At 66.9% G+C, this 26,576-nt stretch carries 23 protein-coding genes; 10 read left to right on the top strand and 13 right to left on the bottom strand.

The annotated features are described in order from the left end of the window. Positions 1-9 precede the first annotated feature (9 nt). Positions 10-132 carry a cytochrome bd-I oxidase subunit CydX gene (gene cydX / locus J2739_RS18920; protein ID WP_068682389.1) on the top strand — a complete coding sequence of 41 codons (123 nt, stop codon included), beginning with the start codon at positions 10-12 and terminating at the stop codon, positions 130-132. Positions 133-187: 55 nt separating this feature from the next. Here cydX and J2739_RS18925 read toward each other — a convergent pair whose 3' ends face one another. Next, positions 188-1,726 (bottom strand): winged helix-turn-helix domain-containing protein, encoded by a 1,539-nt coding sequence (locus J2739_RS18925; RefSeq protein WP_309904419.1) that lies wholly within the window; start codon positions 1,724-1,726, stop codon positions 188-190. A gap of 128 nt (positions 1,727-1,854) precedes the next feature. Here J2739_RS18925 and J2739_RS18930 point away from each other — a divergent pair, with 128 nt between their 5' ends. Both J2739_RS18930 and J2739_RS18935 read left to right on the top strand, forming a co-directional pair. Then, on the top strand, positions 1,855-2,274 hold the full coding sequence (locus J2739_RS18930; protein WP_309904421.1) for a cupin domain-containing protein: 420 nt from the start codon (positions 1,855-1,857) through the stop codon (positions 2,272-2,274). 23 nt (positions 2,275-2,297) lie between these two features. Continuing rightward, positions 2,298-2,789, top strand: coding sequence for a RidA family protein (locus J2739_RS18935; protein WP_309904422.1), 492 nt, complete (start codon positions 2,298-2,300; stop codon positions 2,787-2,789). Positions 2,790-2,843: 54 nt separating this feature from the next. Here the strand turns inward: J2739_RS18935 and J2739_RS18940 are convergent, their stop codons facing one another. Beyond that, the gene (locus J2739_RS18940) at positions 2,844-3,707 is read right to left on the bottom strand and encodes an IclR family transcriptional regulator (protein WP_309904427.1); all 864 of its coding nucleotides are present in this window, start codon (positions 3,705-3,707) and stop codon (positions 2,844-2,846) included. 149 nt (positions 3,708-3,856) lie between these two features. On the opposite strand from J2739_RS18940, the gene J2739_RS18945 reads away from it, so the two are divergent. The 3 genes from J2739_RS18945 to J2739_RS18955 are packed head-to-tail and all read left to right on the top strand — an operon-like array spanning position 3,857 to position 7,781. Continuing rightward, positions 3,857-4,858, top strand: a complete 1,002-nt coding sequence (locus tag J2739_RS18945) for a tripartite tricarboxylate transporter substrate binding protein (protein ID WP_309904429.1) — start codon at positions 3,857-3,859, stop codon at positions 4,856-4,858. A 20-nt stretch (positions 4,859-4,878) separates the two neighbouring features. After that, positions 4,879-5,685 carry an enoyl-CoA hydratase/isomerase family protein gene (locus tag J2739_RS18950; protein ID WP_309904431.1) on the top strand — a complete coding sequence of 269 codons (807 nt, stop codon included), beginning with the start codon at positions 4,879-4,881 and terminating at the stop codon, positions 5,683-5,685. Beyond that, on the top strand, positions 5,682-7,781 hold the full coding sequence (locus tag J2739_RS18955) for an acetate--CoA ligase family protein (RefSeq protein ID WP_309904433.1): 2,100 nt from the start codon (positions 5,682-5,684) through the stop codon (positions 7,779-7,781). Before J2739_RS18950 ends, J2739_RS18955 begins: the two co-directional genes overlap by 4 nt. A gap of 26 nt (positions 7,782-7,807) precedes the next feature. Here the strand turns inward: J2739_RS18955 and J2739_RS18960 are convergent, their stop codons facing one another. Together J2739_RS18960 and J2739_RS18965 are read right to left on the bottom strand one after the other, a co-directional pair. Beyond that, entirely contained in the window at positions 7,808-9,127 is a 1,320-nt protein-coding gene (locus tag J2739_RS18960) for a hypothetical protein (RefSeq protein WP_309904435.1), read from the bottom strand. 210 nt (positions 9,128-9,337) lie between these two features. Beyond that, positions 9,338-9,910, bottom strand: a complete 573-nt coding sequence (locus J2739_RS18965; protein WP_309904437.1) for a GbsR/MarR family transcriptional regulator — start codon at positions 9,908-9,910, stop codon at positions 9,338-9,340. A gap of 137 nt (positions 9,911-10,047) precedes the next feature. Between J2739_RS18965 and aroC the strand changes: the two genes are divergently transcribed. Both aroC and J2739_RS18975 read left to right on the top strand, forming a co-directional pair. Beyond that, positions 10,048-11,172 carry a chorismate synthase gene (gene aroC / locus J2739_RS18970; RefSeq protein WP_309904439.1) on the top strand — a complete coding sequence of 375 codons (1,125 nt, stop codon included), beginning with the start codon at positions 10,048-10,050 and terminating at the stop codon, positions 11,170-11,172. After that, the gene (locus tag J2739_RS18975; RefSeq protein WP_309904441.1) at positions 11,172-12,383 is read left to right on the top strand and encodes an MFS transporter; all 1,212 of its coding nucleotides are present in this window, start codon (positions 11,172-11,174) and stop codon (positions 12,381-12,383) included. The genes aroC and J2739_RS18975 overlap by 1 nt, the downstream gene beginning before the upstream one ends. A gap of 119 nt (positions 12,384-12,502) precedes the next feature. Here J2739_RS18975 and J2739_RS18980 read toward each other — a convergent pair whose 3' ends face one another. After that, positions 12,503-12,913, bottom strand: coding sequence for an Hsp20/alpha crystallin family protein (locus J2739_RS18980; protein ID WP_405053908.1), 411 nt, complete (start codon positions 12,911-12,913; stop codon positions 12,503-12,505). Positions 12,914-12,928: 15 nt separating this feature from the next. Beyond that, positions 12,929-13,375: an Hsp20/alpha crystallin family protein gene (locus J2739_RS18985; RefSeq protein WP_309904443.1), complete on the bottom strand. Its 447-nt coding sequence runs from the start codon at positions 13,373-13,375 to the stop codon at positions 12,929-12,931. 222 nt (positions 13,376-13,597) lie between these two features. Between J2739_RS18985 and J2739_RS18990 the strand changes: the two genes are divergently transcribed. After that, the gene (locus tag J2739_RS18990) at positions 13,598-14,083 is read left to right on the top strand and encodes an Hsp20/alpha crystallin family protein (RefSeq protein ID WP_309904444.1); all 486 of its coding nucleotides are present in this window, start codon (positions 13,598-13,600) and stop codon (positions 14,081-14,083) included. A 12-nt stretch (positions 14,084-14,095) separates the two neighbouring features. Here the strand turns inward: J2739_RS18990 and J2739_RS18995 are convergent, their stop codons facing one another. The 5 genes from J2739_RS18995 to J2739_RS19015 are packed head-to-tail and all read right to left on the bottom strand — an operon-like array spanning position 14,096 to position 19,867. Further along, complete coding sequence (locus J2739_RS18995; RefSeq protein WP_309904446.1) at positions 14,096-15,022, bottom strand: carbohydrate kinase family protein; 927 nt, start codon at positions 15,020-15,022, stop codon at positions 14,096-14,098. Between the two features lie 33 nt (positions 15,023-15,055). Then, a complete protein-coding gene (locus J2739_RS19000; RefSeq protein ID WP_405053909.1) occupies positions 15,056-15,994 on the bottom strand; it encodes an ABC transporter substrate-binding protein in 939 nt (312 codons plus the stop codon). Between the two features lie 46 nt (positions 15,995-16,040). Beyond that, entirely contained in the window at positions 16,041-17,054 is a 1,014-nt protein-coding gene (locus J2739_RS19005) for an ABC transporter permease subunit (RefSeq protein WP_309904448.1), read from the bottom strand. A 28-nt stretch (positions 17,055-17,082) separates the two neighbouring features. Continuing rightward, positions 17,083-18,630 carry a sugar ABC transporter ATP-binding protein gene (locus tag J2739_RS19010; protein WP_309904450.1) on the bottom strand — a complete coding sequence of 516 codons (1,548 nt, stop codon included), beginning with the start codon at positions 18,628-18,630 and terminating at the stop codon, positions 17,083-17,085. Then, positions 18,623-19,867 carry an ROK family protein gene (locus J2739_RS19015; protein ID WP_309904452.1) on the bottom strand — a complete coding sequence of 415 codons (1,245 nt, stop codon included), beginning with the start codon at positions 19,865-19,867 and terminating at the stop codon, positions 18,623-18,625. The genes J2739_RS19010 and J2739_RS19015 overlap by 8 nt, the downstream gene beginning before the upstream one ends. A gap of 338 nt (positions 19,868-20,205) precedes the next feature. Between J2739_RS19015 and J2739_RS19020 the strand changes: the two genes are divergently transcribed. Next, the gene (locus J2739_RS19020) at positions 20,206-21,615 is read left to right on the top strand and encodes an MFS transporter (protein ID WP_309904454.1); all 1,410 of its coding nucleotides are present in this window, start codon (positions 20,206-20,208) and stop codon (positions 21,613-21,615) included. Positions 21,616-21,934: 319 nt separating this feature from the next. Here the strand turns inward: J2739_RS19020 and J2739_RS19025 are convergent, their stop codons facing one another. Continuing rightward, positions 21,935-22,618, bottom strand: a complete 684-nt coding sequence (locus J2739_RS19025) for a hypothetical protein (RefSeq protein ID WP_309904456.1) — start codon at positions 22,616-22,618, stop codon at positions 21,935-21,937. Between the two features lie 31 nt (positions 22,619-22,649). Next, entirely contained in the window at positions 22,650-26,561 is a 3,912-nt protein-coding gene (locus tag J2739_RS19030; protein WP_309904458.1) for a hemagglutinin repeat-containing protein, read from the bottom strand. Between the last annotated feature and the right edge of the window lie 15 nt (positions 26,562-26,576).

Below are 26,576 nucleotides of genomic sequence, written 5' to 3' on the forward strand. Positions count from 1 at the left end.
AAACGAACCATGTGGTACTTCGCCTGGCTGCTGGGACTTCCGCTCGCCGCGACCTTCGCGGTGCTCAATGCGATGTGGTACGAACTGATGGATGACGAAGCGATTCGGCGCGACAAGCTGGGAAAGCCTTGAAGGCGGGTCTGCGGACGGTTTTGCCGAAGGCGTAGAAAGGTGCCGCCCGAGCGTCTCATGGGCGACCCTCGAGCAGGCGGTCCATTTCCTTGGCCCATCGGGGATTGCATCGCCACAGCGGTTGCAGCGCGTCCGAGGATGTGGCCGGGACCTCCGACCACTCGCGCAGCCATCGCGCCGCCGCCTCGGCATGGCCCAGTGAAGCGCTTGCCGCCGCCGCACTGCGCATCGCAGGACGCCAGGTCGGCCGAATCTTGAGCGCGGCGAGAGCGCACTTGAGCGCGTCTTCGGCCTTGCCATCGAAGAGGAGGGCGAGCGCGAACACGTTGTACCAGACGAAGTTCTGCGGGTCGTAGCGGTTCAGGCGCAGGCCGCTGTCGAGCGAGCGCACCGCGAGGCGGGCATCGCCCGAGAACAAGGCCGCCATGCCGTGCACCAGGTGGCCCAGGGCGAAGCTCGGGCTCAGCTCGACGGCCTTCTCTGCGCTGCGCAGCGCGAGCGCAAATTCGTCGGCGTAAACGCCGACGATCGCCGTGGCGTAGTGCGCGTAGGGGTTCTTCTCGTCGAGCTGCACGGCGTCAAGCGCGGCGGCGCGGCCCTCGCGAAGATCGAGCGCCGGGTTCTCGCTCCATCCGTAGGCGACGAGCCCGGCGTTCACGCGCCCGAGCCACAGGCTGGCCTCGGTGAGCTCGGCGTCGATCAGGCGAGCCTGCCGAAACATCTCTCTCGCCTTCACGTGGGTGGGTTTCGTGACGTGGTGGAACAGCCAGGAGCCCTGGGCCACGAGCTCCCATCCCGTCACGCTGCCGGTGCGGCTGCGCGCCGCCCGGTTGCCGGTGTTCTTGAGCAACTCGGGCTCGATGGCGCCTGCCACACGCTGTGCGATGGCATCCTGCACCTCGAACATGTCGGCATCGGCGAAGTCGAGTTGATCCGCCCAGAGGCAGGCGCCGCTGGGCGCGTCGACGAGCTGGGCCGAAATGCGAACGCGTGCGCCCGACTTGCGCACCGACCCTTCCAGCAGGTAGCGCACGCCCAACTCGGCGGCGGCCGTGCGGCTGTCCACGGGATGGAGCTTGTAGACGTGGCTGGCATTGCGGCCGGTGACCGAGAACCAGCGAAAACGCGTGAGCGCGGTGATGAGCGCCTCGGTCACCCCGTCGGCGAGGTATTCCTGTGCGGGTTCGTCACCGATGTGGGTGAAGGGCAATACGGCGATGCTGGGCCGGCCGCCATGGTCAGGCTCGCCGTGCAGCAGCGGCGCGAGCTGCGTGTCCTCTGCAACCGCCGCGCCGGACAGCCTGTAGCCAAGCCGCGGCACCGTGACGATCCACTCGGCACCGCCGGCTTGCGCCGTGCCGAGGAGCTTGCGCAACGCGGTGACTTGCACCGAGAGGTTGCTGTCCTCGACAACCAGGCCGGGCCACGCCGAGCGCATCAACGCATCCTTGGTGACCGGCTCGCCATCGGCATCGAGCAATGCCTGCAGGATGAGCAAACCGCGCCGGCCCACCGCGACGGCCACGCCGTTGCGCGTGAGCGTGCCGCGCGCGGTGTCGAGCAGGAAAGGTCCGAATACGAAGCGCTTCGCCATGGTGGACGCCAGGTTGGTTTCCCGCGATTTCGCAAGATTTCGGCGCTGTTTCAGTGACGCGCCGGCTCTGCGCGCGCACATTGTCTCGCCACGATCATTCGTTCGCAAACACGCCAAGGAGGCACGACATGGACACCCGCACCGACTTCCGCCAAACCCGATTTGCCGTGCGCGGCTCTGAGCCGTACACCAGCGCGCAAGGGTCGCGCTATGCGCCCGGCGTCAGCGCCGAGACCACGGGCGCAAGCGCACTCTTCCTCGGCCTGGTCACCCTGCCTGCGGGCGAGCGCACCAAGGCACATGTGCATGAGCACCACGAGTCCGCGCATTACATGCTCAGCGGTGAGGAAGTGGAGCTGTGGACCGGCGCGCAGCTCCAGCAGCGCGACGTGGTGCGCCCCGGCGATTACCTGTTCGTGCCTGCCGGCATGCCGCATGTTGCGGTGAACCGCGGCCGCATCCCCGCCGTGTTCGTCGGTGCGCGCAACGAGCCGACGGCACAGGAATCCGTGCTGCTGCTCCCCGAGCTCGACGCGCTGGTGCCTTGATGCTTCATCTCCAGGAGGCAAGCATGGCAAAGATCGAAGCCAGAATCGCCGCGCTGGGCTTGGTGCTGCCGCAACCGCTGCGAAGCCCGCCCGCACTGAAGCTGCCTTTTGAATGGGTGCGCATACGCGGCGCGCGAGCCCTCGTGTCCGGCCATGTGCCCGTGGAGGCAGACGGGCAGCTCGCCAGTCCGCTCGGCAAGGTGGGCGCCGAAGTCTCGCCCGAGCAGGGTTATGCCGCGGCACGCCTGGTCGCGCTGGCGCACCTGGCGAGCCTGCAGCGCGCGCTCGGCGACCTGGACCGCATCACCGCGTGGCTGCGGGTGTTCGCGATGGTGAACGTGGCACCCGGCTTCTACGAGACGCCGCGCGTCACCAACGGCTACTCCGACCTGATTCTCGAGCTCTTCGGTCCCGAGATCGGCGCCCATGCGCGTTCATCGATCGGCATGGTCATTCCGCTGAACGCGCCGGTGAACTGCGAAGCGGAGGTCGAGATCGACCTCGGCGGGCACTGAGGCGAAGGGATGGCGACCTGGCGAAGATCGGCAAGGCAGTCGAAGACGCGAATCTCAGGATCGGCTTCCAGCGCCTGCCTGGTTCTGGCCGGCGCCCCTGGCGGCTGAACGGGGATCGGAGGCTGCGCCCAGGACAGCCCCGATCTTGACGGAAAGGTCAAGCAAGACGCCGCTCAACTCGGCTTCCGCGTCGCGCAGGCTGGCTGCCGTGGACACGCTGACGTTGAGCACATAGATCGGCCCGTCCGGCACGATCAGCGGCGTGGCCAGCGCCACGACTTCCGGCTGCCATGAGGCGGTGCAGTAGCCGCGTTGCTCCACGCTCAGCTTCGCTTGTTCGATGTCGCTTCTGAGCTGGCGCCATTCACTGGCCCGCCGACTGCGGAACAGCCCCATGAGGGCGCGACGCTCGGAGGCTTGGACGACCGCAAGGTACGCCCGGCCGAGCGAGGTGAGCTCCATCGGCACGCGTTGGCCGGCGACGACGTTGCGCAGCGACACGCGCCGGTTGTAGCGGACCGATTCCAGGTAGACCATCTCGTCGCGGTCCGCCACCGCCAGCCCGACGTTGATGTGCATCTTCTCGGCCAGCGCGCGCATCAAGGGGGCCGCCGCGTTCAGCACCGGAGATCCCGCGCGCATCGCATGGGCAAAACTCAGCACGGGCGCCGCCAGGCGATAGGCCCGGCGAACCCGGTCGTGCTCGAGCAGCCCGCTTCCGACCAGGGTTTGCGTGAGCCTGCTCACCGTCGCGCGCGAGAGCGAGGTGCGCTCTGCAATCTCTCCATTGCCCAACAGGTCGGCACCTGGCCGAAAGGCCCTCAGCACCTCGATGCCGCGTTCGAGCGATCGGTTGAGCGTGGGCGCTTCGTGATGGCGGCGACGAGGCTGCGGCTCGGCTTTCGGTTCTCTGGGCATCGCTCAAGCCTACTCGAATTTCCATTCAGTGGAATTGACGGGATGCGTGAATGGCAGCCCGACCCTAAGCTCGGACTGCCGATAAGACGAGCCGCCCGAGCCGCCGTCGATGCCCTCGTCCTTTGCTTTTTCGAACCGGAGACATATCCATGCAGCGCATGCTGAAGGCGGTACACGCCAAATTTCTCGCCCTGGCTTCCTGCGCGATCGCCGTCGCGGCCGTCACCACCGCGGCGCCCGTACACGCCGCGTTTCCGGACAAGCCCGTCAAGATCGTCGTGCCGTTCGCGCCCGGCGGCGGCACCGACCTGGTGGCCCGGACCATGGGCATCGCCATGGGACAGGAACTCGGGCAGCCCGTGATCATCGACAACAAGCCTGGCGCCGGAACCATCATCGGCACCGACGCGGTCGCCAAGAGCCCGGCCGACGGCTACACGCTGGTGATGGCGACCGTGGCGCACGTCGTCAACCCGAGCCTGCAGTCGAAGCTGCCGTACAACTACGAGAAGGGCTTCGCTCCCGTGATGCTGGTGGGCGTGTCGCCGAACGTGCTTGTCGTGCGGGCCGACAGCCCGTTCAAGTCGGTGCGCGACGTCATCGCGGCCGCCAAGGCCCATCCCGGGAAGCTCTCGTTCGCATCGCAAGGTGCCGGCACCTCGGCGCATCTGGCGGGAGAGCTCTTCAAGAACCTGACCAAGACCGACATCACGCACATTCCCTATCGCGGAGCCGGGCCGGCCATCACCGATCTGTTGGGCGGCCAGGTCGACATCATGTTCGCCACGGCGGCTGCGGTCGGCACTTTCGTCGAGAGCGGCAAGCTGCGCGCGCTGGCCGTCACCACGGCGACGCGCTCCACCACGCCTGCTCTGGCCAAGGTCCCCACCATCGCCGAGAGCGGCGTTCCCGGCTACGTCGCCGACAGCTGGTACGGCCTGTACGCGCCTGCGGGCACGCCGCCGGACGTGATCGCCCGGTTGAACGCTGCGGCGAAGAAGGCGGTCCAGACCGAGGCCTTCCGCAAGCGCGTGGAAAGCGAGGGCCTGGTCATCAACGGCGGCTCGCCTGAAGAATTCGATCGCTACGCCAAGGGCGAGGAGGCGCGCTGGCGCAAGGTGGTCAAGGAAAACAGGATCACCACCGACTGACGACCCGGGACACACACACCATGACCACCGCAAACCTGATCGAACTCGAGGTTGCCGACGGCGTCGCGACCCTGTGGCTGAACCGCCCCGAAAAGCGCAACGCCATGAGCGACGACATGCGCACGCAATTCATCGCCGCGCTCGAACGCGTGACGAACGACAACGGCATCCGCGCGCTGGTGCTGACCGGCCGCGGCAAGGGCTTCTGCGCCGGCGGCGATGTTGCCGGCATGGAGCGGCGGATGCAGGCGCCGGCCGGCGAGGTCGGCTTCAATGGCTGGGCGCGGCAGCAACGCGTGCACCACACCCAAACGCTGCTGCACACCATGCCCAAGCCGACCATCGCCGCCGTCAACGGCGCCGCTTCGGGCCTGGGCGCGGACACCGCGCTGGCCTGCGACTTCATCGTGGCCTCGGACGCGGCCAGCTTCACCTGGTCCTATATCCATCGCGGCCTCATCCCCGACGGCGGCGGCATGTACTTCCTGCCGCGCCGCGTCGGCCTGGCCCGTGCCAAGGAACTCATCTTCAGCGGCCGCAAGGTCGACGCGGAGGAAGCGCTGAGGCTCGGCATCGCCGATCGCAAGGCCGATGCCGGCAGCCTGGTGGCCGATGCGCAGCGCTGGGCGGGCGAGCTGAGCCAGGGCTCCGCCACGGCGCTGGCCCTGGGCAAGACCATCCTGAACCAGACATTCGAGCTATCCGCGCATCAGGTGTTTGCCCAAGGCAGCCAGGCGCAGGGCATCTGCTACACCAGCACTCAGCATCGCGAATCCGTCATGGCCTTCCTCGCCAGGAGCGCCGAGAACAACGGGGGTACGAAATGAGCGGCACCGATTCGATCGCACGCTTGCTCAGGCCCCGCAGCGTCGCCGTGATCGGCGCTTCGGCGGACGCCGCCAAGACCGCCGGCCGTCCGGTCGCCTACTTGCGCAAACATGGTTTCACGGGCGAGATCTACCCGGTCAATCCGCGCGTGGAGGCCATCGACGGGCTGCGCTGCTACCCCGACATCGCGGCGCTGCCCGGGGTGCCGGACGTGGGCATCGTGCTGCTCGGCGCCGAGCGTGCGCATCTGGCCGTGCGCGACCTGGCGTCGCGTGGCACGGCAGCGGCCATCGTGCTGGCGAGCGGCTATACCGAAACCGGCGACGAGGGCGCCCGCCGCCAGCAGCAGCTCATCGAAGCGGCCGGCCCGATGCGCATCCTCGGTCCGAACACGATCGGGCTGGTCAACCTGACCGACAACATCGTGCTCTCCGCCAGCGGCGCGTTGGAGATGGAGCGCTTCCCGGTCGGCTCGATCGGCGTCGTGTCGCAGAGCGGCGGCATCCTCGGCGCGCTGCTGTCGCGGGCCGCACCGCGCGGCATCGGCCTGTCGAAGCTGATCTCGACCAGCAACGAGGTGGACCTCGACCTGGCAGATTTCGTGGACCACCTGGCGGACGACCCGGACACGAAGGTCATCGCCTTGTATGTCGAAAGCGTGCGCAACCCCGCCAAGTTCAGGGCCGCCGCCCTCAAGGCAGCACGCGCAGATAAGCCCGTGGTGGCCTTCAAGATCGGGCGTTCCGAAGCCGGGGCGCGGGCCGCCGTCTCGCACACCGGTGCGCTGGCCGGTGCCGACCGCATGTACGACGCGCTGTTCAAGGACGTGGGCATCATCCGTGCGCAGACCTTCGGCGACCTGCTGGACATTCCGGCCGCCCTTGCCACCGGCCGCGTGCTGCGTGGCACCCGCGTGGCCGTCCTCACGTCGACCGGTGGCGCGGGGACCCTGGTGTCCGACAGCCTGGGCGTGTCCGGCTTCGAAACCCCGCCGCCCGATGCCGAGACCGCCGCGCGGCTGCGTGCGCTGCAGACCGGCGATCACGCCGCACTCGACCGCAACCCGATCGACGTCACGCTGGCCGGGCTGCAGCCCGATCTGCTGCGCGGCGCGATCACGGCGCTGCTCGAAAGCCCGGCCTACGACGCGCTCACCCTCATCGTCGGCTCCTCCAGCCTCGCCATGCCCGAGCTGATGGCGAACGCGATCAGGGACTGCCTGCCGATGAGCGACAAGCCGGTCATTGCCTACATCAGTCCTCATGCGCCCGAGGTCGCGGCCCTCCTGACCCAGGCCGGCGTCCCCGCGTTCTCGGCCGCAGAGAGCTGCACGGTCGCACTCGATGGCATGCTGCAGCGAACGCGCTGGCAGGCGTACCCCGAGGAGCCCGCGGGCGCAGCCATTGCGATCGCGGACCTCCCTTCCGGTTCGCTCGACGAGGCCCAGGCCAAGCAGCTGTTCGCCCGCTTCGGCGTGCCCTGCGCGGGAGAGACCATCGTCACCACACCTCAGGAAGCCGAGCAGGCGGCGCGCGCCTTCGGCGGCCGTGTCGTGCTGAAGGTGCTCTCCAGCGCAATCACGCACAAGAGCGACGTGGGAGGCGTGGCGGTCAACCTTGCGGCAGAGCAGGTGGGTGCTCGCCTGAGCGCGATGGCCGTCGAGGTGCAGGAGAAGACGGGCATCGTGCCGCAGCGCTTCCTGGTGCAGGAGATGGTGTCTTCCGGCACCGAGCTGATCCTGGGCATGCATCGGGACCCGCTCGGCACGGCGATCCTGCTGGGCATGGGAGGCGTCACCGCCGAATTGTTCAAGGACACCACGATGCGACTGTTGCCCGGCAAGGGCGGCCTCGGGCGCGAGCAGGCCCTGGAGATGCTGCGCGAACTGAAGACCTGGCCCTTGCTCGACGGCTTCCGTGGACGTCCCAAGGCCGACGTGGAGGCGCTGGTGAAAGCGATCGTGGCGTTCTCGACGATGACCGCACAGATGGGTGATCGCCTGGTCGAAGCCGAGATCAACCCGCTCTTCGTCCTCCCGAAGGGCCAGGGCGTGCGCGCCGCGGATGGCGTCGTGGTGCTCGCAGGCAAGGCATGACGCTTGGGATGAAAGGCCTCTGATCGCTACTGCAGGGCGGCGCCCCCTCGCGCGAGGTACTGGCCGAGGAGGCGGGCAAACTGTCCGCCGTCGGTGTTGATCGAGGTCTGGAGAGCCCCGCCGGAACTGAAGACGATCCCGAAGGTGTGGATGTCGCCGTACTCCTGCGTATTGCGCAGCATGTAGTCGACGTGGTTGTCGCGATAGTGCAGGTCCGTCCCGCCGGGCGTGACGGAAGGCACGCCCATCGGCGTCTGCCACCACAGGATCGGCAGTCCATTGCCCAGGGCGGCTCGATAGTCGGAGATCGCGCTCTGCGACTGGTGGAAGTTCGGGGTGGCGACGTTGCTTTCGTCCCAATAGAACGGACCGGTTCGCCCTGCACATTCCGCCGGAGGCGATGCGATTTCCAGGCAGCCTGCGTCGCGGTCGCTCGTCTGGGCCACGATGAAATCCGCGCCCTGCGCCCCGACCGCGCGCATCTCGGCGCCGATCGCTGCGGGCGAGGTGCCCCAGAACGAGGGCGGAAATCCGAGCAGCGCCTTGGGTGCGATCTGCCTGCCCATCTGCAACAGGCACTGCCCGATGCCCGCGGCCGTATTGGAAAGGCCGCTGCATTCGGATTGGCTGTTCACGACGGCCGGCATCTGCGTTGGATCATGGTTCGGCGCTTGCGCCCACACATAGCCCCAGAAGTCCGGCTCCAGATTGACCAGCGCGGGTGCATCCAGCGCGGCAATGCGCTGGTACATGAGCCGGACCTGGGCCCAATAACTGTCCATGAACACCGCACTGGCGATGCCGCTCACGTTGCCATCGCCGTTCTGCGCCATCTGGTAGAGCGTGAACATCGGGACCGCACCGTAGGCCTGGATGGCCTGCGCGGTGTAAGTGATGTAGGCGCCCGCGGGACTGTTCCACGTGGGCCACGCGCCCGCGCCGACACCCACGAGGTACGTGTCCACGATGTCGGGGCGAATGCCCTGGCTTTGCATCTGGGCCAGCGTATTGCCCGCGCCGAGTCCGACCAGCACCCGGGAAGGCTTGCCCAGCCTGGCCACCAAGGCGGCGCTCGCGGCGACGCCGGAGGGGCCGCTGGCCGTGCTCCCGGTGCTGCCGGTACTACCCGTACCCGTTGTGCCACTCGTACCACCTGTGCCACCCTGACCGCTTTGGGGATCGCCAGCTTGGCTGCCGCCGCTGCCGTTCGGGCTGCCAGTGCCTTGCAGTGCCATGCCGACGAGCTGAGCACCATTGGTTCCGCTGCCGCTGCCGCCACCGCAGCCGGACAGAACCAGCGAGATCAGCAGCGCCGCGAGGCATCGTTGAGAAGACGTGGTCGTCAAAAGAACTCCGTGAATTGTGAGAAGGCCGTTGCCGCGCGGGACGCGTGGCCCGCTTCCTGGTGCACGAACCATGCCGAGCCAGGGGCGGTCAAAGCAGGGGATCGGCCTCGGGCGGAAGGTGACGCAAAGCGTCGCTCTCGGGCCGCGGGGGAACCGCATGTGCTCAAAGGGTGACGCAACGCGTCGCTGCGGGTCGATCCATGCGCCGGCTCAGGCTCCCGCCTTCTTTCTCTTGCCCGCCGTCATGCGGTCCTTGAGCCCCAGCACCTTGGTCACTGTCGCGCCCATGCCCATCAGCTGCATCGCGGTCTCCGGCGCGAGCCGCTGCACGTCGTCGAACCACTTCATCAACCGGTCGATCAGGTCGTGCATCTCGCGCATGCGTTGCTGCGCGTGGCGTTCGTGCTCGTTCGCGGGTTTCTCCAGCAGCGCCATGCGCAGCATCGACAGCGTGGGTTCGATCTCGCGGCGCCGGCGCTCCTCGGCCAGCACGCGGAAGATCTCCCACACGTCCGAGGGAGCTTCGAAGTATTCGCGCCGGTCGCCGGGCTGGTGGCGCAGCCGCACCAGGCGCCAGGACTGCAGTTCCTTGAGCCCCATGCTCACGTTGGAGCGCGAGAAGGCCAGCGCCTCGGCGATCTCGTCCGCATTGAGCGCGCGCTCGGAAATGAAGATCAGCGCATAGATCTGGCCGACGGTGCGGTTGATGCCCCACTTGCTCCCCATCTCTCCGAAATGGGCGATGAACTGGCGGCTCAGGGGGGGCAGGGCGTCGGTAGGCATCGGCCGATTCTCGGGTCGAATTGCTGTAGCTTCAAGAAAGACTGAAAAGTCCGCAGACCGGCGGGCGTGTTCGCGCGAGGTGGTCGTATGGTTGTCCGCCAGCGAGGCCTGAAGCCTTGCGGGGATAATCGCCGTCCATGAGCGGCAACACCTTCGGCACCCTTTTCGCGGTCACCAACTTCGGCGAATCCCACGGCCCCGCGATCGGCTGCGTCATCGACGGCTGCCCGCCGGGCATGGCCCTCAGCGAAGCCGACATCCAGGGCGACCTCGACCGCCGCCGCCCCGGCACCAGCCGCCACGTCACGCAACGCAACGAACCCGACGCGGTGCAGATCCTCTCCGGCGTGTACGAGGGCAAGACCACCGGCACGCCGATCGCGCTGCTGATCCAGAACACCGATCAGCGCAGCAAGGACTACGGCCAGATCGCACAGCAGTTCCGCCCTGGCCACGCCGACTTCACCTACTGGAAGAAATACGGCATTCGCGACCCCCGAGGGGGCGGGCGTTCTTCGGCGCGCTTGACGGCGCCGATGGTGGCTGCCGGCGCCGTGGCCAAGAAGTGGCTGTTCGAGAAGTACGGCACCGTGTTCCGCGGATGCATGGCCCAGATCGGTGACATCGAGATTCCCTTCGAGCGCTGGGAGCACGTGCCGAACAATCCCTTCTTCGCGCCCGTGGCCGACGTCTCCAGGCTCGAGGCCTACATGGACACCCTGCGCAAGGCCGGCGACTCCTGCGGTGCGCGCATCCGCGTGACGGCCTCGAAGGTCCCCGTGGGCCTGGGCGAGCCGCTGTTCGACAAGATGGACGCCGACATCGCCTGGGCCATGATGGGCATCAACGCCGTCAAGGGCGTGGAGATCGGGGCCGGATTCGCGAGCGTCACGCAGCGTGGCACCACGCATGGCGACTCGATCCGGCCCGATGGCTTCGACAGCAACAATGCCGGCGGCACGCTCGGCGGCATCACCACCGGCCAGGACCTGGAGGTGAGCATCGCGATCAAGCCCACCAGCTCGATCATCAGCCCACGCCAGTCGGTGGACATCCACAACCAGCCGGTGGAAGTGGTCACCAAGGGCCGCCACGACCCCTGCGTGGGCATCCGCGCGACGCCGATCGCCGAGGCCATGCTGGCCCTGGTCGTGATGGAGCATGCGCTGCGCAACCGCGCCCAGTGCGGCGACGTCGTCGGAGCGCCGGACCCGGGGCAGTCCACGGCGGAAGGCACCTCACCCCAGGCGTCCTTCCTCTAGTGGCCGCCGGGCGCGGCCACCTGCTCGCCTTCGCCGGCCTGTCGGCGAGCTACTTCGCCCACATCGGCTTCTTCAATCCCTACCTGCCGCTCTGGCTCCAGAGCCTCGGCCTGCCGATCTTCACCATCAGCCTGCTCACCTCGGTGCAGTCGATCACGCGCGTCTTCGCGCCCTATGCCTGGGGCGCGCTGAGCGACCACACCGGCCAGCGCGTGCTGTTGCTGCGCATCAGTGCGGGAGTGGCGCTCTTCGCCTCGCTGGGCCTCTGGTGGAACGGCGGCGCCTGGTGGCTGAGCCTGGTGCTGCTGGTCATGTTCACCCACACCAGCTCGATGATGTCGCTCACCGAGGCCGCGATGGCCCACCTGGTGGCCGGCGACTGGGGTCGCTACGGGCGCATCCGGCTGTGGGGCTCGGCCGGCTTCCTGCTCACGGTCTTCATCGCGGGCGAGTGGTTCGAGCGATTCGGCATGGGTCATTTCCCGGCCTGGGCGGGCGGCACGCTGGCCATCGTGCTGATCGCGACGCTGCGCCTGCCCGACATGCGCGAGCCACCGCTGGCCCATGCGGCGCAGAAGGAGCCGATCGGGCCGGTGCTGCGCATCCCCGCAGTGCGCTGGTTCTTCGCCTCGCTGTTCTTCCACGTGATGGCGCATTTCGCGGTTTATGGCTTCCTCTCGCTGTACCTGGACTCGCTGGGCTACGGCAAGGGCGTGATCGGCCTGCTGTGGGCGCTGTCGGTCGGCGCCGAGGTCGCCTGGTTCTTCCTGCAGGGCCGGCTGCTCGGGCGTTTCGCGATGCCGCGCTGGCTCCTGATCTGCGGCGTGGCCGCGGTGCTGCGCATGGGTCTCACCGCCGGCGGCGGGTCGTGGCTCTGGGCCCTGGCGGCTGCGCAGCTCCTGCATGCACTGTCCTTCGCCGCGCACCACACGAGCTGCATCGCGATGGTGTCGCGCCACTTCCCGGGCAGGCTGCGCGGGCGCGGACAAGCGCTCTTCACCGTGATCGGCTACGGCTTCGGCGGCGTGCTGGGGGTGCTGGCCGGCGGGGCGATCGCACAGCGTTTCGGCTATGTAGTGATGTTCGGCGTGGCGACCCTGCTGGCGGTGGTAGCCAGCGTGTGCGCGTGGCGGATGCTGCGGCTGGAAGCCGTGACGGGCCGGCCGCGCCCGGCGCAAGCCGCGGCAGGCGCGAAGCCACCATCCGCCTGAGCGGATCAGGCCTGCGTACGAGGCCTGCGTGCTTCGGGGGGCCACGCTGCCCCGGCCTGCAGCCCGCGCCGGCAGTGGCGGGGTCGTGCCATGCCGCTGCCGGCCGGACGAACCGCAGGTCAGGCTGCGTTCACCGTGATGCGGCGCGGCTTCGCATGCTCCGCCTTCGGGATCCTCAGCTTCAGCACACCGTTGGAAAGCTCTGCCGAGACCTTCTCGGCATCGAGCTCCTTGCTGAGCGTGAAGCTGCGGCGGAAGCGGCCGACACCGACCTCGGTGTGGCTGGACTGCAGCCCCTCGGGCAGGGACAGGCCCACCTCAGCCTCGATGCTGAGCGTGCCGCTGTCCGCGTGCAGAGACAGCGTTTCCTTCGTCACACCGGGGAGGTCGGCGTACAGCGTGAGGCTGTCCGCATCCTCGATGACATCCACGGGCGGCATCATCGCGGGTGCGTCGCGACGCATGTCCGATTGTTCCTTTTCGGCGACGGCGGTGGAAGAGGCGCCGTCCTGTTTGCGAACGTCGTTCATCTTCGACTCCTTTCTTCAACTGACCGTGATACGGCGCGGTTGCGCAGAAGCATGGCGCGGGACCGTGATCTGCACGATGCCATCGCGGTACTGGGCCTTGACGCCATCGGGGTCCACCTCGTCAGGCAGCGTGAGGACGCGCGTGAACTGGCCCGCGAAGCGCTCGTTGATATGGACGACCGGTTGCTTGCCGTTCGTGCCTTCCTCCGGCAGCGGCGATTTGCGCTCACCCGAGATGGTCAGCACGCCGCGATCGACATTGATCTCGAGCGTGGCTGGGTCCAGGCCCGGGGCAAAGGCGTAGACCTCCACGGTCTGCGGCGTGCCGCCCACGTTGAGTGCGGGGAAGCCGCTGCGGCCGAAGCCGCGGATGGTCGGAGAAAGATCGAATGCCTGCTGCATCTCGCGCTGCAGGCGATCCAGCTCGGCGAACAGGTCGCGCGAGAACAGGGATCCGTACATGCGAAACCTCCTTTCAAGCTCGGTTCGACAACATGCGTCGGGACTGCTGTCGGGACTGCTTCCCGGCGCTTCCGGAGCATTAGTTGGGAGCGCCTCGAAAAAAGTTCAAGAGGCTTCAGGCGTGCTCGCGCGGGGTGAGAAGGTGCCAAATCGGGCCCTTGAAAGGGGCGGACTCAACCGCATGTCGGCATCGAAATGGCATTGTTGGAAAGGAGGCAAGACATGGAAGTCCTGAAGGGTCTGGGAAGTGCTTTCCAGAGAGGTTGGCAGGATCTTTCGGAAGGCTGGCGCGACATCGTGCAACGCGGAAGCTCGGCGCTGACGCGGTTCTTTCCACGCAAGGATGAGCAGCCGACACAGGTGCTGTCGTTTCCCCGGTGGGGCATGCTCGCCGGCGAGGTCATCGATCGCGGCAGCTCCGTGGTCGCGCAGGTGGAACTGCCCGGCGTGGAGCGCGACGACTGCCAGGTGACCGTGCAAGACGGCTACCTCCGTATACGCGGCGAGAGGCGTTCCGAGCGTGAACACCTGGGCGCGAGCTATTACCTGATGGAGCGCGCCTATGGCGGGTTCGAGCGCGCCGTCCGTCTGCCGCCCGACGTCGACGAAGGCTCCGCCCACGCGCGGCTGCGCGACGGTGTGCTGCGGGTGGAGTTCAAGAAGAAGAAGGGCGCGGCCTCGCAGCGGCGCCGCATCGAAGTCCGCTAAGGCGCAGACGCTTCAGCGCAATTCGCTGCGCCTCGGCAGGTCGGCTCCGCGCCGCGAGCAGGTGAGGGCGGCGGCGCGGGTCGCGAACCCGAGAGCCTGTTCGAGCGCAGCGGCGTCGAGGCCCGCCAGGGCCTTGGGCGCCAGCGCATCGTGCTCATCGAGCCAGGTCAGGAGCGCGGCCTGGAAGGTGTCGCCGGCGCCGACCGTGTCGACCACGGTGACAGGCGGCGAGGCTGCATCGACGCGCGTGTGCCGCGTCCACGCCGTGGCGCCCTCGCGGCCGCGCGTCACCACCACCAGCGAAGCGCCCAGTCCCAGCCAGCGCGCTGCGACCTGTTCGGCGCTTTCGTCCGGATAGAGCAGGCCCAGGTCCTCGTCGCTGGTCTTCATCAGATGGGTGAGCGGCGCCATGTAGCCGACCACCTCGCGCCACAGCGCCAGGTCAGGCTCGACATTGAGGCGCACGTTCAGGTCGTAGGCGACCAGCCGCCGCTCGCGCTCGCGCGCCGCCAGCGCGCGCAGGGCGCTGCCCACCGGCTCCACCGCGAGCGCGTAGGAGCCGAACTGCAGCACGCGCGTGGCGCCCGGCAGGGCCGGCATCGTCTCGTGCGTGATCTGCCGGTCGGCCGCGTCCTTGCCGTGGAAGGCATAGCGCGGCACGCCGGCGGCGTCCAGGCTCACCACGCTGAGCGTGCTGGGTGCGTCGCTGCGCAGCACCAGCGAGGTGTCGACGCCTTCGGCGCGCAGCGAGGCGAGCAGCCGTTCGCCCGAGGCATCGGTGGACAGGCCGGTGAGAAAGGCCACCGGCCGTTCCAGCCGCGCCAGCCCCTGGGCCACGTTGAACGGCGAACCGCCCACGCGGGCATCGAGCGTCAACCCGGTCGAGGTCCACTCGCCCGTGTAGACATCCATCAGCGCTTCGCCGCAGACCACGAACATGGCCGTCTTCCTCTGTCTGTGAATCGGAGGCAATCAGCGCGGTGCCTGCCAGCCCTTGTAGTCCTTGACGTTGGCGCGCGTGATCAGCGTCGAGGGCAGCAGCGTCATCGACTCGGCCGGCTTCTTGCCGTTCATGATGTCGTGGCCGATCTCCACGGCCTTCTGCGCAATCATGTACGGGTCCTGGCTGGCGGAGGCCTGCACCTGCGTGTCGCTCTTCAGCGCGGTCTCGATGTCGGGCGCGCCATCGACCGAGGTGATGACGATGTTCTTGCGATTGAGCTGCTTGGCGGCCAGGTCGGCACCGATGGCCTGGGGGTCGTTGATCGCGAACACCGCGTCCACCTTCGGGAAGCGCGTCAGGTGGTTCTGCATCACGTTGAGACCGCCCTCGCGCGAGCCCTTGGCGTCCTGGTCGTCCGACAGCACCTTGATGTCGGGGTTCTTCTTGAGCACCGACTTGCAGCCGTTCACGCGGTCGATCACCGCCGACACCTGCGGCCCGTTCTGGATGATCACGTTGCCCTTGCCGCCGAGCTTCTCGACGATGAACTGGCAGGCGATCTCGCCGGCCTGCACGTTGTTGGTCTGCACCGTCGCATCGGCGCCGTTGGCCGCGACGTCGACGCCCACCACCACGATGCCGGCCTTCTTGGCCTTCACCAGCGCGGGCTCGATGGCCTTGGCGTCGACGGCGTTGACCAGGATCATGTCGGCGCCCGAGGCGATGAAGCCGTCGATCTGCGAGAACTGCTTGTTCAGATCGTAGTCGGCCGACAGGGCGTTGACCTTGGCGCTCGGGTTGTACTGCTTGACCTTGGCCTCGGCGCCCTTGGCGAGCGCGACGAAGAAGGGGTTGCCCATCGAGCCGAGCGTGATGCCGACGTTCTTGATCTGCTTGTTTTGTGCCTGCACGGCAGGGGCGCCGAGCATCGAGGCGATCACGGCCAGGGCGAGCATGGATTTGCGCATGGGGAGAGTCTCCAGTTGGTGGTGGGTTGGTTGACGGGAATGGGGTTCAAGTCCTTGCGGAGTCTTTGCGACGATAGCGGTCCAGCGCGACCGCGCCGATGATCACCAGGCCCTTGACGATGTACTGCCAGATGTCGGAAACGCCCATCAGGATCAGTCCGTTGGTCAGCACCGCGATGATCAACGCGCCGATCAGCGTGCCCAGGATGGAGCCGGTGCCGCCGACGAAGCTCGTGCCGCCGAGGATCACCGCGGCGATCGCGTCCAGCTCGTAGGAGGCGCCCAGCTGCAGCCCGTTGGCCGCATAGAGCCGGGCCGAGGCCATCACCCCGCCCAGCCCGGAGAGCAGCCCCGAGGTGCAGTACACGAAGAGCAGGACCGCCCACACCTTGATGCCCGCCAGGCGCGCGGCTTCCGGGTTGCCGCCGACCGAGTAGATGTTCAGCCCCAGCACCGTGCGGCGCAGGATGAACCACGACAGCGCCACCACCGCGAAGGCGATGATCACCAGCCAGGGAATGCCCAGCACCTCGCCGTTGCCGATGAAGGCGAAGGGCAGCTGCGGGTTGAACACGGTGGTGTCGTTGCCCAGCAGGCGCGCGATGCCGCGCACCGCCGTGAGCGAGCCCAGCGTCACGATGAAGGGTGGCAGCTTGAGGAAGGCGATCAGCACGCCGTTGATCAGCCCGAACAGCAGGCCGCAGGCCAGTCCGGCCGCGATGCCCAGCATGCCCAGGCCGGGGATGTTCGACACCAGCATCGCCCCGACGGCCGAGGCGGCGAGGATCGAGCCCACCGACAGGTCGATGCCGGCGGTGAGAATGACGAAGGTCATGCCGGCCGCCAGCACGATGTTGATCGAGGCCTGCTGCGTCATGATCGACAGGTTCTGCAGGCTGAAGAAGTTGTCGCTCGCCAGGCTGAAGCCGATGCACAACAGCACCAGCACCGGCAGCATGCCGAGGGCGCGCATGATCTCCTTGCCGCTGGCGCCGCGCAGGGCTCCGGGCAGGGCAGGGTTCTGGGGCGTCGCGAGGACGTTGGCGGTGTGCTTGTTCATGCGATGTCTCCTGAATGCGCCGTCTGTGTCAATGCAGCACGGGCGCGTGGGTGGCGGCCGCGCCGGTGGCGAGCGCGACGATGTTTTCCTGCGTGATGGCCAGGGCGCTCGCGCCCCCGACCTCGCCGACGAGGTGGCCTTCGCGCATCACGATCACGCGGTCGCAGATGCCCACCACCTCGGCCAGCTCGCTCGAGATCACCAGCACGGCGACGCCGCGCCGCGCCAGCTCGTCGATCAGACGGTAGATCTCGCTCTTGGCGCCGATGTCGACGCCGCGCGTGGGCTCGTCGAGGATCAGCACCTTGGGCGCCAGCTCGAGCAGGCGCGCCAGCAACACCTTCTGCTGGTTGCCGCCTGACAGCGAGCCGACGTTCACGCGCGGCGAGGGCACGCGGATCGACAGCTGCGAGATCGCATCGCGCGCACGCTGCGCGGCGCGCTTGCCGTCCATCACGCCGCCCGGCATGGCATCGCGCGGGCTCACCATCACGTTGATGTTGTCGCGCACCGAGAGGTCGAGGAATAGGCCCTGGCCCTTGCGGTCCTCCGTGAGGTAGAGGATGCCCGAGCGGATCGCGTCGATCGGCCGTGCGATGTCGAGCGCCTCGCCGCTGCCGTTCAGCGACACTTCGCCGCCCGTGCGCGGATCGGCGCCGAAGATGAGCCGCGCCAGCTCCGTGCGGCCGGCGCCGACCAGCCCGGCCAGGCCCAGTACCTCGCCCGCGTGCATCTCGAAGCTGCAGCCGTGCACGCGCCGGTCGTCGCGCAGGTCGCGCACCGTGAGCGCCCTTTCGCCGGTGTGCTGGCCGTGGTGCTCCTTGCGGTAGAAGCCCGAGAGATCGCGGCCCACCATCATCTTCACCAGCCGGTCGCGCGAGAGCTCGGCGCGGCTGAGCGTGCCCACGTAGCTGCCGTCGCGCAGCACGGTGACTTCGTCGGCCAGCTCGTCGATCTCGTCCATGCGGTGGCTGATGTAGAGGATCGCCAGGCCCTCGTCCCGCAGGCGCCGGATCAGCGCGAAGAGGCGATCGGTCTCGTGCGTGGACAGCGGCGTGGTGGGCTCGTCCATCACCAGGATGCGGCAATCGAAGTGCACCGCGCGCGCGATCTCCACCAGTTGCCGCTGCGCGATCGACAGCGTGGCCACGCGCACGGCCGGGCCGAAGTCGGCGCCCAGGCGCTGCAGCGTCGCCTCGCAGGCGGCATGCATGCCGGCGCGGTCGACCAGGCCTGCGCGGCGCAGCGGCCGGCCCATGTAGATGTTCTCGGCGGCCGTGAGGTTGGGGGCGAGGCTCAGCTCCTGGTAGATCACGGACACGCCCAGGTGCTTGGCTGCCAGCGGCCCGTCGATGTGGACTGCCTTGCCGTCGATCAGGATCTCGGCGCCGGGGTCGGGCATGTAGGCGCCTGACAGCACCTTCATCAGCGTCGACTTGCCGGCGCCGTTCTCGCCCATCAGTGCATGCACGCGGCCGGCGCTGGCGCGCAGCTGCACGTCCTGCAGCGCCTTGACGCCGGGGAAGGTCTTGGAGATCTTGCGCAGCTCGAGCAGCGCAGGCGGGGAGTCATGCATTCGCAGTCTCCTGGTGGCGGGGGTGGGAATGGCCGCGCAGCACATCGGCACGCGGCGAGAAGTTGAAGAACATCGGCAGGCTGGCCGCGCCGATGGCACCGGCGTCGGCACGGAAGCTGCCGCGCAGGATGCGCGGGGTCTGGCGCGCCTCGGGGGCGATGGCGCGCAGGCCCTGATCGAGGCCTTGCATCAGCTGGTCGATCAGGCCGCTGTCGATGTCGCAGTCCAGCACCACCACGGGCAGGTCCAGCACCGCCAGCGAGGCGCGGATGGAGGGCACCAGCGCATCGATGCAGTCCTCCAGCCATTCGCGCACCTCGGGCCGGTTCGCCTGGACGCAGGCCTCGAGGTCGGTATGGCCGTGCACCGCGATGCCCTGGTGGCGCAGGTGGCGCGTCAGCGCGTTGAGCGAGGCACGCGACAGCAGGATGTCCCAGCGGCGCGCCGGCACCGGCGCCGAGGCCAGGCGGCTGGGGGGCACCGGCATCAGGCCCAGGTCGGCCGCGTTGCCGCTGGCGCCGCGCAGGCTTTCGCCGCCGGTCACCGCGCCGGCGCCCAGCGCCGCGCCGATGAAGATGTAGAGGAAGTCGTTCTCCTCGCGCCCGACGCCGAAGAACAGCTCGGCGATCGCGGCGGCGTTGCCGTCGTTCTCCTTGAAGACCGGCAGGTCCACGGCCTGCGCCAGCATCTCGCCGAAGTCCACCTCGTCCCAGATGCGGAAATCGGCTTCCAGGTCGAGCTCGCGCAGCCAGGCGCCGAGGTTGTAAGGCTGCGCCAGGCCGATGCCCATGAGGCGCCCGCGCTGGGCGCGGCCGAGCGTGTCGATCATGCGCAGCACGTCTTCGCGCACCAGCGCAAGCGCCTTGTCGGGGTGGGGCAGCAGCAGGTCATGTGCCGCGCGCGCCAGGATGCGGCCGCCCAGGTCGATCATCACCGTCTCGATGCTGGTTCGGTCCAGCCGCACGCCGATGCCGTAGGCGCCCTCGGGATTGATGCGGTAAAGCCCGGCGGGCTGGCCGCGCTGGCCTTCCTGGCGGCGGCCGGCAGGCTCGATCAGGCGCGACTCTTCCAGCGATTGCACGATGCTGCCCACGGCCGTATTGGTGAGCTGGGCCCAGCGGGCGAGGTCGGCCTTCGAGGCCTCGCCGGCACGGCGCAGGCGCTGCAGCAGGCTGCGCTCGTTGTAGAGGCGCAGGTTGACCGAGTTCGTGCCCCGACCGGGACCGGCTGTCGCCACTGGCTGTCTCCTTGCTCCGCGAAGGAGCTGATTAATTAATTCAAGTTGAATAAATGGTAGGAGCGGGTCGCAAGGAAGGCATCCCGGGTTAACCCGCAAAAATGCAAAAAAGTATGTGCTTCCGGCTTGGCGGCCATTCGTTGCGCAGGGGCGCACGGCATCACGGTATCGCTCGCGCGCCGATTGCCTGAGGCTGAAGCACTGAGGACAAACCCCGATTCCGCGCGAAAGTCGCACGCTGCTGATCGATGATCGAACGCGATGCCCGTCGTCGCGTTGCCTGCGGGACCTCGGCAGACCTACATTCACCTCGCCCCTCATATCCAACGGAGACATCCATGAGCAACCCCCAGGAGCACGAGCCCAGCGGCCGGCACCAGTCGAAGAAAGCCGCCGCGAGCGGCTGGATCGGCTCGGCGCTCGAGTACTACGACTTCTTCATCTACGCCACCGCAGCGTCGCTGATCTTTCCGCAGATCTTCTTCCCCAAGGGCGATCCGAAGATCGCTATCGTCGCGTCGCTTGCGACCTACGGCGTCGGCTATGTGGCGCGGCCGATCGGCGCCTTCATCCTGGGTCACTGGGGCGACACCCACGGCCGCAAGAAGGTGCTGATCCTGTGCATGTTCCTGATGGGCTTCTCGACCATCGCCGTCGGCCTGCTGCCCACCTACGACCAGGTCGGCCTGCTGGCCCCGGTGCTGCTGGTGGCCTGCCGCCTCGTGCAGGGCTTCGCGGTGGCCGGCGAGATCTCCGGTGCGAGCTCGATGATCCTGGAGCACGCGCCCTTCGGCAGGCGCGGCTTCTTCGCCAGCTTCACGCTGCAGGGCGTGCAGGCCGGCCAGATCCTGGCGGCTGCGGTGTTCCTGCCCTTGGCGCACTACATGCCCGCCGACCAGTTCAACAGCTGGGGCTGGCGCATTCCCTTCCTGCTGAGCTTCATCGTGATCGTCGCGGGCTACATCATCCGCCGCGAGGTCGAGGAGACGCCCGCCTTCGCGGAAGAAGGTCGGAAGCACGAGCGTCCGCGCTCGCCCGTGCTCGACGCCTTCAAGTACAGCTGGAAGGACATGCTGCGCGTGGTGTGCATGTCGCTGATGAACGTGATCCCGGTGGTCGCCACCATCTTCGGTGCCGCCTACGCGGTGCAGGCCGCCTACGGCATCGGCTTCGCCAAGGACATCTACCTGTGGATTCCCGTGCTGGGCAACATCCTCGCGGTGCTGGTCATTCCCTACGTGGGCAACCTGTCCGACCGGATCGGCCGCAAGCCGCCCATCATCGTCGGCTCACTGGCTGCGGGCCTGCTCGCCTTCGGCTATCTCTACGCGATCAGCATCAAGAGCGTGCCGCTGGCGATCTGCATGTCGCTGCTGATGTGGGGCGTGGTCTACCAGGGCTACAACGCCGTGTTCCCGAGCTTCTACCCCGAGCTGTTCCCGACCCGCACCCGCGTCTCGGCGATGGCGATCTCGCAGAACGTCGGCACCGCCATCACCGCCATGTTGCCCGCCCTGTTCGCCACCGTGGCGCCTCCCGGCGCGCCGAACATCCCGCTGATCGTCGGCTCCCTGGCGTTCGGCATCACGGTCATCGCGGCGATCGCGGCATTGAGTGCGCGTGAGACTTACCGCATCCACATGAACGACCTCGGCAATGCCGGTGCGCTGCCGGTGCCGAAGCCGGATTACGAGCGAATGCGCGAGAAGACGCTGGCGGATGCGAGGCTGGCGAAGGCGGCGGGGTGAGGAAAGACGGAAGCGGACATCCGGCGCAGAGGGCAAGTTGCTCAGGACCCGAAAAGAGATCAGATTACTTCCGATTTGTCTTGTCGAGTCCTGCGCTGCGTGCGCTGCCTGCGCTGCCTGCGTGCCAGCACTGCCGCGCGTGTGACTTACTGGTTGAGGAACACACCCGCGAAGACGCCGCGGACCACGGAAATAGGAAGTGGTGTCGCGGCAAATGGGGCTGGATGGCTCCGCAGATCACTTCGGTCTCGAACGCGCGAAGCTCCCAGGCGCAATAATTGATTGAAATAACCCAAGGCGCCGGCAAGCTGCGATAGTGCTAACGCTTTGCAAGCGGATAAACACGAGTCAAGGACGGAAATTCTTTGATTTCGCCCAGCCCGCCAGTTGAGAGAGAAATAGATCTTTGACGCCTGCGATAAGAAATCGTCAATGCATCATCTGAGTTTCTTCTCAACTCAAATTCTCCATATGAAACGGTGCGCGGCACAAAATCGTTGCCGCCATTGTTCTCCAGATGTCTAAGGATCAACGCCCCATCACTGCAGCCGGCCATTGCGGTTCCGAGTGGCGTAACCACTCTAGTCTGATTTATCACTCCTTGAATAAGGGTATGTGAGGTCAATTCCAAATGAAGAACCCGTTGCTCCTCATTCAAGTTCGATAGGTCGGCAGATGCGCTGGATTGACCGACATAGTATGACTGAAAATCTGGAAGCGTTTTGAGAGAAACAGGGGTTTGAGCTCGCCCTGTGGTCGGGTTGACCAGAGCTGTTTGCCACAATACATAAATGGATCCAGCATAGACATTAAGAAGATTGGAAACATTTCCGCCTCCAGATTGGGTTACTGCATAGATGTAGTCACCGCTCAGTATAGGGCAATCGACCATGGAAAGAGCTGGTGGGCGCCAGTCGAGATCATGGTTGGTCACGTGGCGATCGACCCCACAGCTTGCCAAAATAGGCACTGCCAAGATTGCAAAAATTGGCAAGATGTTCATTTGAAATTCCTCGAAACAAGCAGCCAAATAACTACCGTCTGCCGTGATGTTGGCTCATGTTGACGTTTGTGATGGCTTGCCAAATATCGGGGTACTGCGTGGCCAAGGTCGCTAGTCCTACGGGCATAGCTGGAAGCAGATCGATCGTATTCCAAGTTTCTGAGGCGCCATTTTGTAAATTGTTCCCCAATTGGTCGTAGTAATGGACTGCATTCAGAAAATCGTGCGGACCTGCAAATGACTCGATGAGTCTGTCCAAAAAGCTACCCGCAGCATAGGGAACGCCGCCAATAGATCCCAAGCCCCCTTGCAGACCACCCAACGGGCTGGGCGTGAGCCCTGGGTTGGAGTCGATTACGGATTGAAGGCTGATGCCAGGCTGCAGGTGCACGCGCCCATCGTTTGGATTGATCCAATTCGGATTTCCATTTACATCGGGGTTGTCGACGCAAATCCCTGCGACACCACACAGCTGGCCAACGTCAATCCTGTTGCCCCCGATCTTGATGCCATCGCCGTTTACGCCATCGCTTGGACCAGAAGTATTTGTCAGCAGGCTCCCGTTTTCGTCTACCACACCGCCAAACAGTTGCGAGCTTTCAATTTGATTCTGGCGTGTATAGTATCCCGCAGCTTGGAGGGTTGCGATCAAGCCAGTGGCAATTCCTACCTGCCTGCAACCTTGGCCATTTAACTCACCTGCCACGCACCCTGCAGCGGCGTTTACGGCCACACCTACCAATCCGCTGCTGCCGGTATAAGCAGCGCCCGCGCTCGCTGACGCCATCGCTGCAAGTGTCGCGCGAATGCCTTGACTGGAGCTGAGGTCATGCAACACGGCGCCGATATCACCGTTGTTATCAATAAGGCTCACCGCAGCTTGGCTAGCAATTGAACTGACACCAGAAACAACACCCGCGGAAACAACAGCCCCCGTTCCAGTCAGGAAATAGCCACCTCCCGATAGCGCCACACCCTCGCCAGCACTGGCTGCGACTACGCTACCCACACCATTCGCCGCCCCCCACGTCAGCACGCTCGCGACAATGGTCACCACCGCAGCCCCGGTCTGCGTGAGTCCGCTCTGGCTCTGCGCCCAATGGCGTTGGGCGACCTCCACGCCCTGCCAGTCGAGCTGCAGGTTGTTCAACTGCGCGTCGTTCTGCACCTGCGTGAGCCATTGCATCCCGGGCTGCCCGGCTTGCGCGGAGATGGCCTGCGCCAGGCTCTGGATGGGGATGCTGGCAGCCTCGTCGCGACTGCCGTACACCACGTTCTGGCCCATCTGTACGTTCACTTGCGGCGCCTTGATGATGAGGTTCGCGCTGTTGATCTGCGTGTCGTTGGCGCTTTCGGTGCGTGCGCCCGCGTCGGCATTGCGCTGATACATCAGGTCCCCGCCGCCGCGTCCCTGGCTCGATTCGGTGCCGGTGACGACCACGCCGAAGTTCACGGCGCCTCGCTCTGCGTTGAGGCTTGCACTCTCGATGGCGTCGATTCGGGCGCCGGCCAAGGTGACGTCACCACCGGTCGCAGTGATGTTCACGCGATTGCCGCTCAGGATCGTGGGCGCCACCGTGGTCTGCTCGATGCGGTTGTCCTCGCCGGCGCGCGAAGACAGCCCGTTGGTGCCACTGCGTCCCATGGAACCCGTGACACCCATGCTCGAGCGCGTGTTTTGCACGCCGTAGCTGCCTTCGCGCTGGTCGACGCCGCTGTAGACGTTCACCTCTCGGCCGGTGACGTCCAGGTCTTGGCCCGCGCTCACGTGGCTGGCGTAGATGTTGACCTGCTCCCCCGCGGACAGGGCGGCGTTGCCTCCGGCGCCGAGGTGGCTGGCGCGCTCGCTCTGGGTGCTCGCGCTGGCGCTTTGCTGCTGGCCTCGCGCTGCATCCACCCGGAATCCGCGGGGTGCCAGAACACCCGACTCGCTGCGGCTGCTGTGCGCATCGGCCTGGGTGGTGTCCACGGACGAGATGATGTTCAGGTTGCGCCCGGCAGCCACACGCAGACCATTGGCGGCCGACACGTCACTACCCACGACATTGACATCACGTCCAGCCTGCATGTCAACGTTGCCGCCGCTGAACTGGCCGCCGATGGCACTGTCGGTGGTGATCTGCGCCTGGAAGCTGTTGGAACTGCGGCTGAGAAGCCCGCCGCCGCCCCATTGCGCCGTATAGGCCAGCGCACTTTGCGAACGCCCCGACTCGATGGTGATGTCATTGCCCGCCTTCACCCCGAGGTCGCCAATGGCAGTGACCGCGGCCGCACGGGCTTTGAGGTCATGCCCCGCGTCGAGCATCAGCTTGCCGCTCGCGCTGATACTCGAACCCACTTCCTGCCGAGTGGACAAACCCATCAACACCCCGTCGCCCATGCCCATGGTGGTAGTACTGGTCGTGACCGTACCCAGGTTGATGTCATTCCCGGCCTTGATGCTCGTGGCACCGCCGCCCTGGTTGCCCACCACCGCGCCGATCAGGTTGGCGTCGCGCCCCGCGCTGACCAATAGTGTGCCGCCCGGGTCAGTCACGTACAGGCCCGCCACGCGGTCGATGCCGGTATTGCTGTTCAGCCCGAGCTGGTTCGAGGTGGTCGTGGTGCGGACGTCGATGTCGCGGCCCGCCTCGAGCGACAGGCTGTCTCGCGCGTCGATGGTCCCGCCGATGTTGTTCAGGTCGTTGACGGCGTCCAGGGCGACCTTGCCGCCGGTGATGCGCCCACCCAGGTTGTCGATGCTGCCGGCGTCGATGCGCACCAGCGTGCGCCCGGCGATGGTGCCGGTGTTGGTGAGACTGCCCTCGGCCTTGATCTTGATGGCATCGGCGCTGAGCAGGGCACCGGAGCCATCGACATCGCCTTGCCGCACCCGCACGTAGACCTGCGGCACGAGCACGCGCTGGGTGCTGCCGTCGGGGAGCGTCACGGTCTGCTCGACCAGCCAGACGATGTCGCTCGTGAGCTGTGCCATCTGCTCGGCCGTGAGGGCGATGCCGGGGCGCAGGCCGTATGCCTGCGCGAAAGTGGCGCCTGCGCTCATGAGGGCGGCGTACTGCGCTTCATCGCCGTCATAGCCGTCCAGGGAGCGATCACCGGTGAGCTGGGCGATCTGCTCGCGGATCAGGCGCTGCTCGTAGAAGCCATCGCCCAAGCGCTTCTGCACCAGGTCCGGGTCCAGGCCCAGCCTGTCGAGCAGGTAATCGCTGCCCAGCCAGTTGCGGTAGCCGGCGAAGCGCGCATCGGTCTCGACGAGATAGCGGCTGCCCGGGTCGGGGCGGATGGCGAAGAGGCTCGCGGTGGGGATCGAGGCATCGGGGGTGCGGGTGCGCACGACCAGTGGGACGGCACCTGTGCCGCTGCCCGAGGTCGTGCCGACTGCGCCCACGTTGGCCGCGATCTCCACGAGGGTCCCGCGGTGCGCATGGCCGCTGACACCGCCCGCAACACCGGCATTGGCATCGACATGGGCGCCGCTGCCCGCCAGGTCCGGCGCCTTGCCGCTGGTGGCGTCGATGTTGGACGCATAGCGGAGGTCGCCCAGGTCGACGGTGCTGCTCGAGGTGATCGGCCCCAGCACGCCGACAGTGTTGGGGCCGGTGCCCGGCTTGCTGGCCATGTAGCCGGTGACCAGCGTCGCGACAGTCGTGGTCCGGGTGCCGGTCGTGGTCTCGTTGTCGATGCCTGCGGCGGTGACGGTGCCGCCGGCGAGCACCTGGCTGTCGCGGTTTTGGAGGAAGCCGTTGATATCGAGATTGCCGCCGGCCACCAGGCGCGCCGGGTCGGTGCGCGCGGCGTAGTCCCCGGTGGTGTCGACGGCCTCGTCCCAGATGCCCCAGCCCTGGCCCACGACGACGACGGACCCATCGGCATTGCGGTGGAAGACGTAGCGGCTGGCATCGTCGCCCCAGGTGTCGCTGCGGTCCCAGAACTTGCCGTCCATGGTGGCGATCCGGGA

It is taken from the genome of Variovorax soli, assembly GCF_031454625.1.
GTDB classification, from domain to species: Bacteria; Pseudomonadota; Gammaproteobacteria; order Burkholderiales; family Burkholderiaceae_C; genus Variovorax; species Variovorax soli_A.

Excerpts from the sequence above, each read along its gene's own strand:
- J2739_RS19005 (WP_309904448.1), bottom strand. The coding sequence starts at position 17,054 with ATGAACAAGCACACCGCCAACGTCCTCGCGACGCCCCAGAACCCTGCC.
- J2739_RS19010 (WP_309904450.1), bottom strand. The coding sequence starts at position 18,630 with ATGCATGACTCCCCGCCTGCGCTGCTCGAGCTGCGCAAGATCTCCAAG.
- J2739_RS18930 (WP_309904421.1), top strand. The coding sequence starts at position 1,855 with ATGGACACCCGCACCGACTTCCGCCAAACCCGATTTGCCGTGCGCGGC.
- J2739_RS18990 (WP_309904444.1), top strand. The coding sequence starts at position 13,598 with ATGGAAGTCCTGAAGGGTCTGGGAAGTGCTTTCCAGAGAGGTTGGCAG.
- J2739_RS18995 (WP_309904446.1), bottom strand. The coding sequence starts at position 15,022 with ATGTTCGTGGTCTGCGGCGAAGCGCTGATGGATGTCTACACGGGCGAG.
- J2739_RS18940 (WP_309904427.1), bottom strand. The coding sequence starts at position 3,707 with ATGCCCAGAGAACCGAAAGCCGAGCCGCAGCCTCGTCGCCGCCATCAC.
- J2739_RS18965 (WP_309904437.1), bottom strand. The coding sequence starts at position 9,910 with ATGCCTACCGACGCCCTGCCCCCCCTGAGCCGCCAGTTCATCGCCCAT.
- J2739_RS18925 (WP_309904419.1), bottom strand. The coding sequence starts at position 1,726 with ATGGCGAAGCGCTTCGTATTCGGACCTTTCCTGCTCGACACCGCGCGC.
- cydX (WP_068682389.1), top strand. The coding sequence starts at position 10 with ATGTGGTACTTCGCCTGGCTGCTGGGACTTCCGCTCGCCGCGACCTTC.
- J2739_RS18935 (WP_309904422.1), top strand. The coding sequence starts at position 2,298 with ATGGCAAAGATCGAAGCCAGAATCGCCGCGCTGGGCTTGGTGCTGCCG.
- J2739_RS18945 (WP_309904429.1), top strand. The coding sequence starts at position 3,857 with ATGCAGCGCATGCTGAAGGCGGTACACGCCAAATTTCTCGCCCTGGCT.
- J2739_RS19030 (WP_309904458.1), bottom strand. The coding sequence starts at position 26,561 with ATGGACGGCAAGTTCTGGGACCGCAGCGACACCTGGGGCGACGATGCC.
- J2739_RS18980 (WP_405053908.1), bottom strand. The coding sequence starts at position 12,913 with ATGAACGACGTTCGCAAACAGGACGGCGCCTCTTCCACCGCCGTCGCC.
- J2739_RS19025 (WP_309904456.1), bottom strand. The coding sequence starts at position 22,618 with ATGAACATCTTGCCAATTTTTGCAATCTTGGCAGTGCCTATTTTGGCA.
- J2739_RS18955 (WP_309904433.1), top strand. The coding sequence starts at position 5,682 with ATGAGCGGCACCGATTCGATCGCACGCTTGCTCAGGCCCCGCAGCGTC.
- aroC (WP_309904439.1), top strand. The coding sequence starts at position 10,048 with ATGAGCGGCAACACCTTCGGCACCCTTTTCGCGGTCACCAACTTCGGC.
- J2739_RS19020 (WP_309904454.1), top strand. The coding sequence starts at position 20,206 with ATGAGCAACCCCCAGGAGCACGAGCCCAGCGGCCGGCACCAGTCGAAG.
- J2739_RS18985 (WP_309904443.1), bottom strand. The coding sequence starts at position 13,375 with ATGTACGGATCCCTGTTCTCGCGCGACCTGTTCGCCGAGCTGGATCGC.
- J2739_RS18950 (WP_309904431.1), top strand. The coding sequence starts at position 4,879 with ATGACCACCGCAAACCTGATCGAACTCGAGGTTGCCGACGGCGTCGCG.
- J2739_RS19000 (WP_405053909.1), bottom strand. The coding sequence starts at position 15,994 with ATGCGCAAATCCATGCTCGCCCTGGCCGTGATCGCCTCGATGCTCGGC.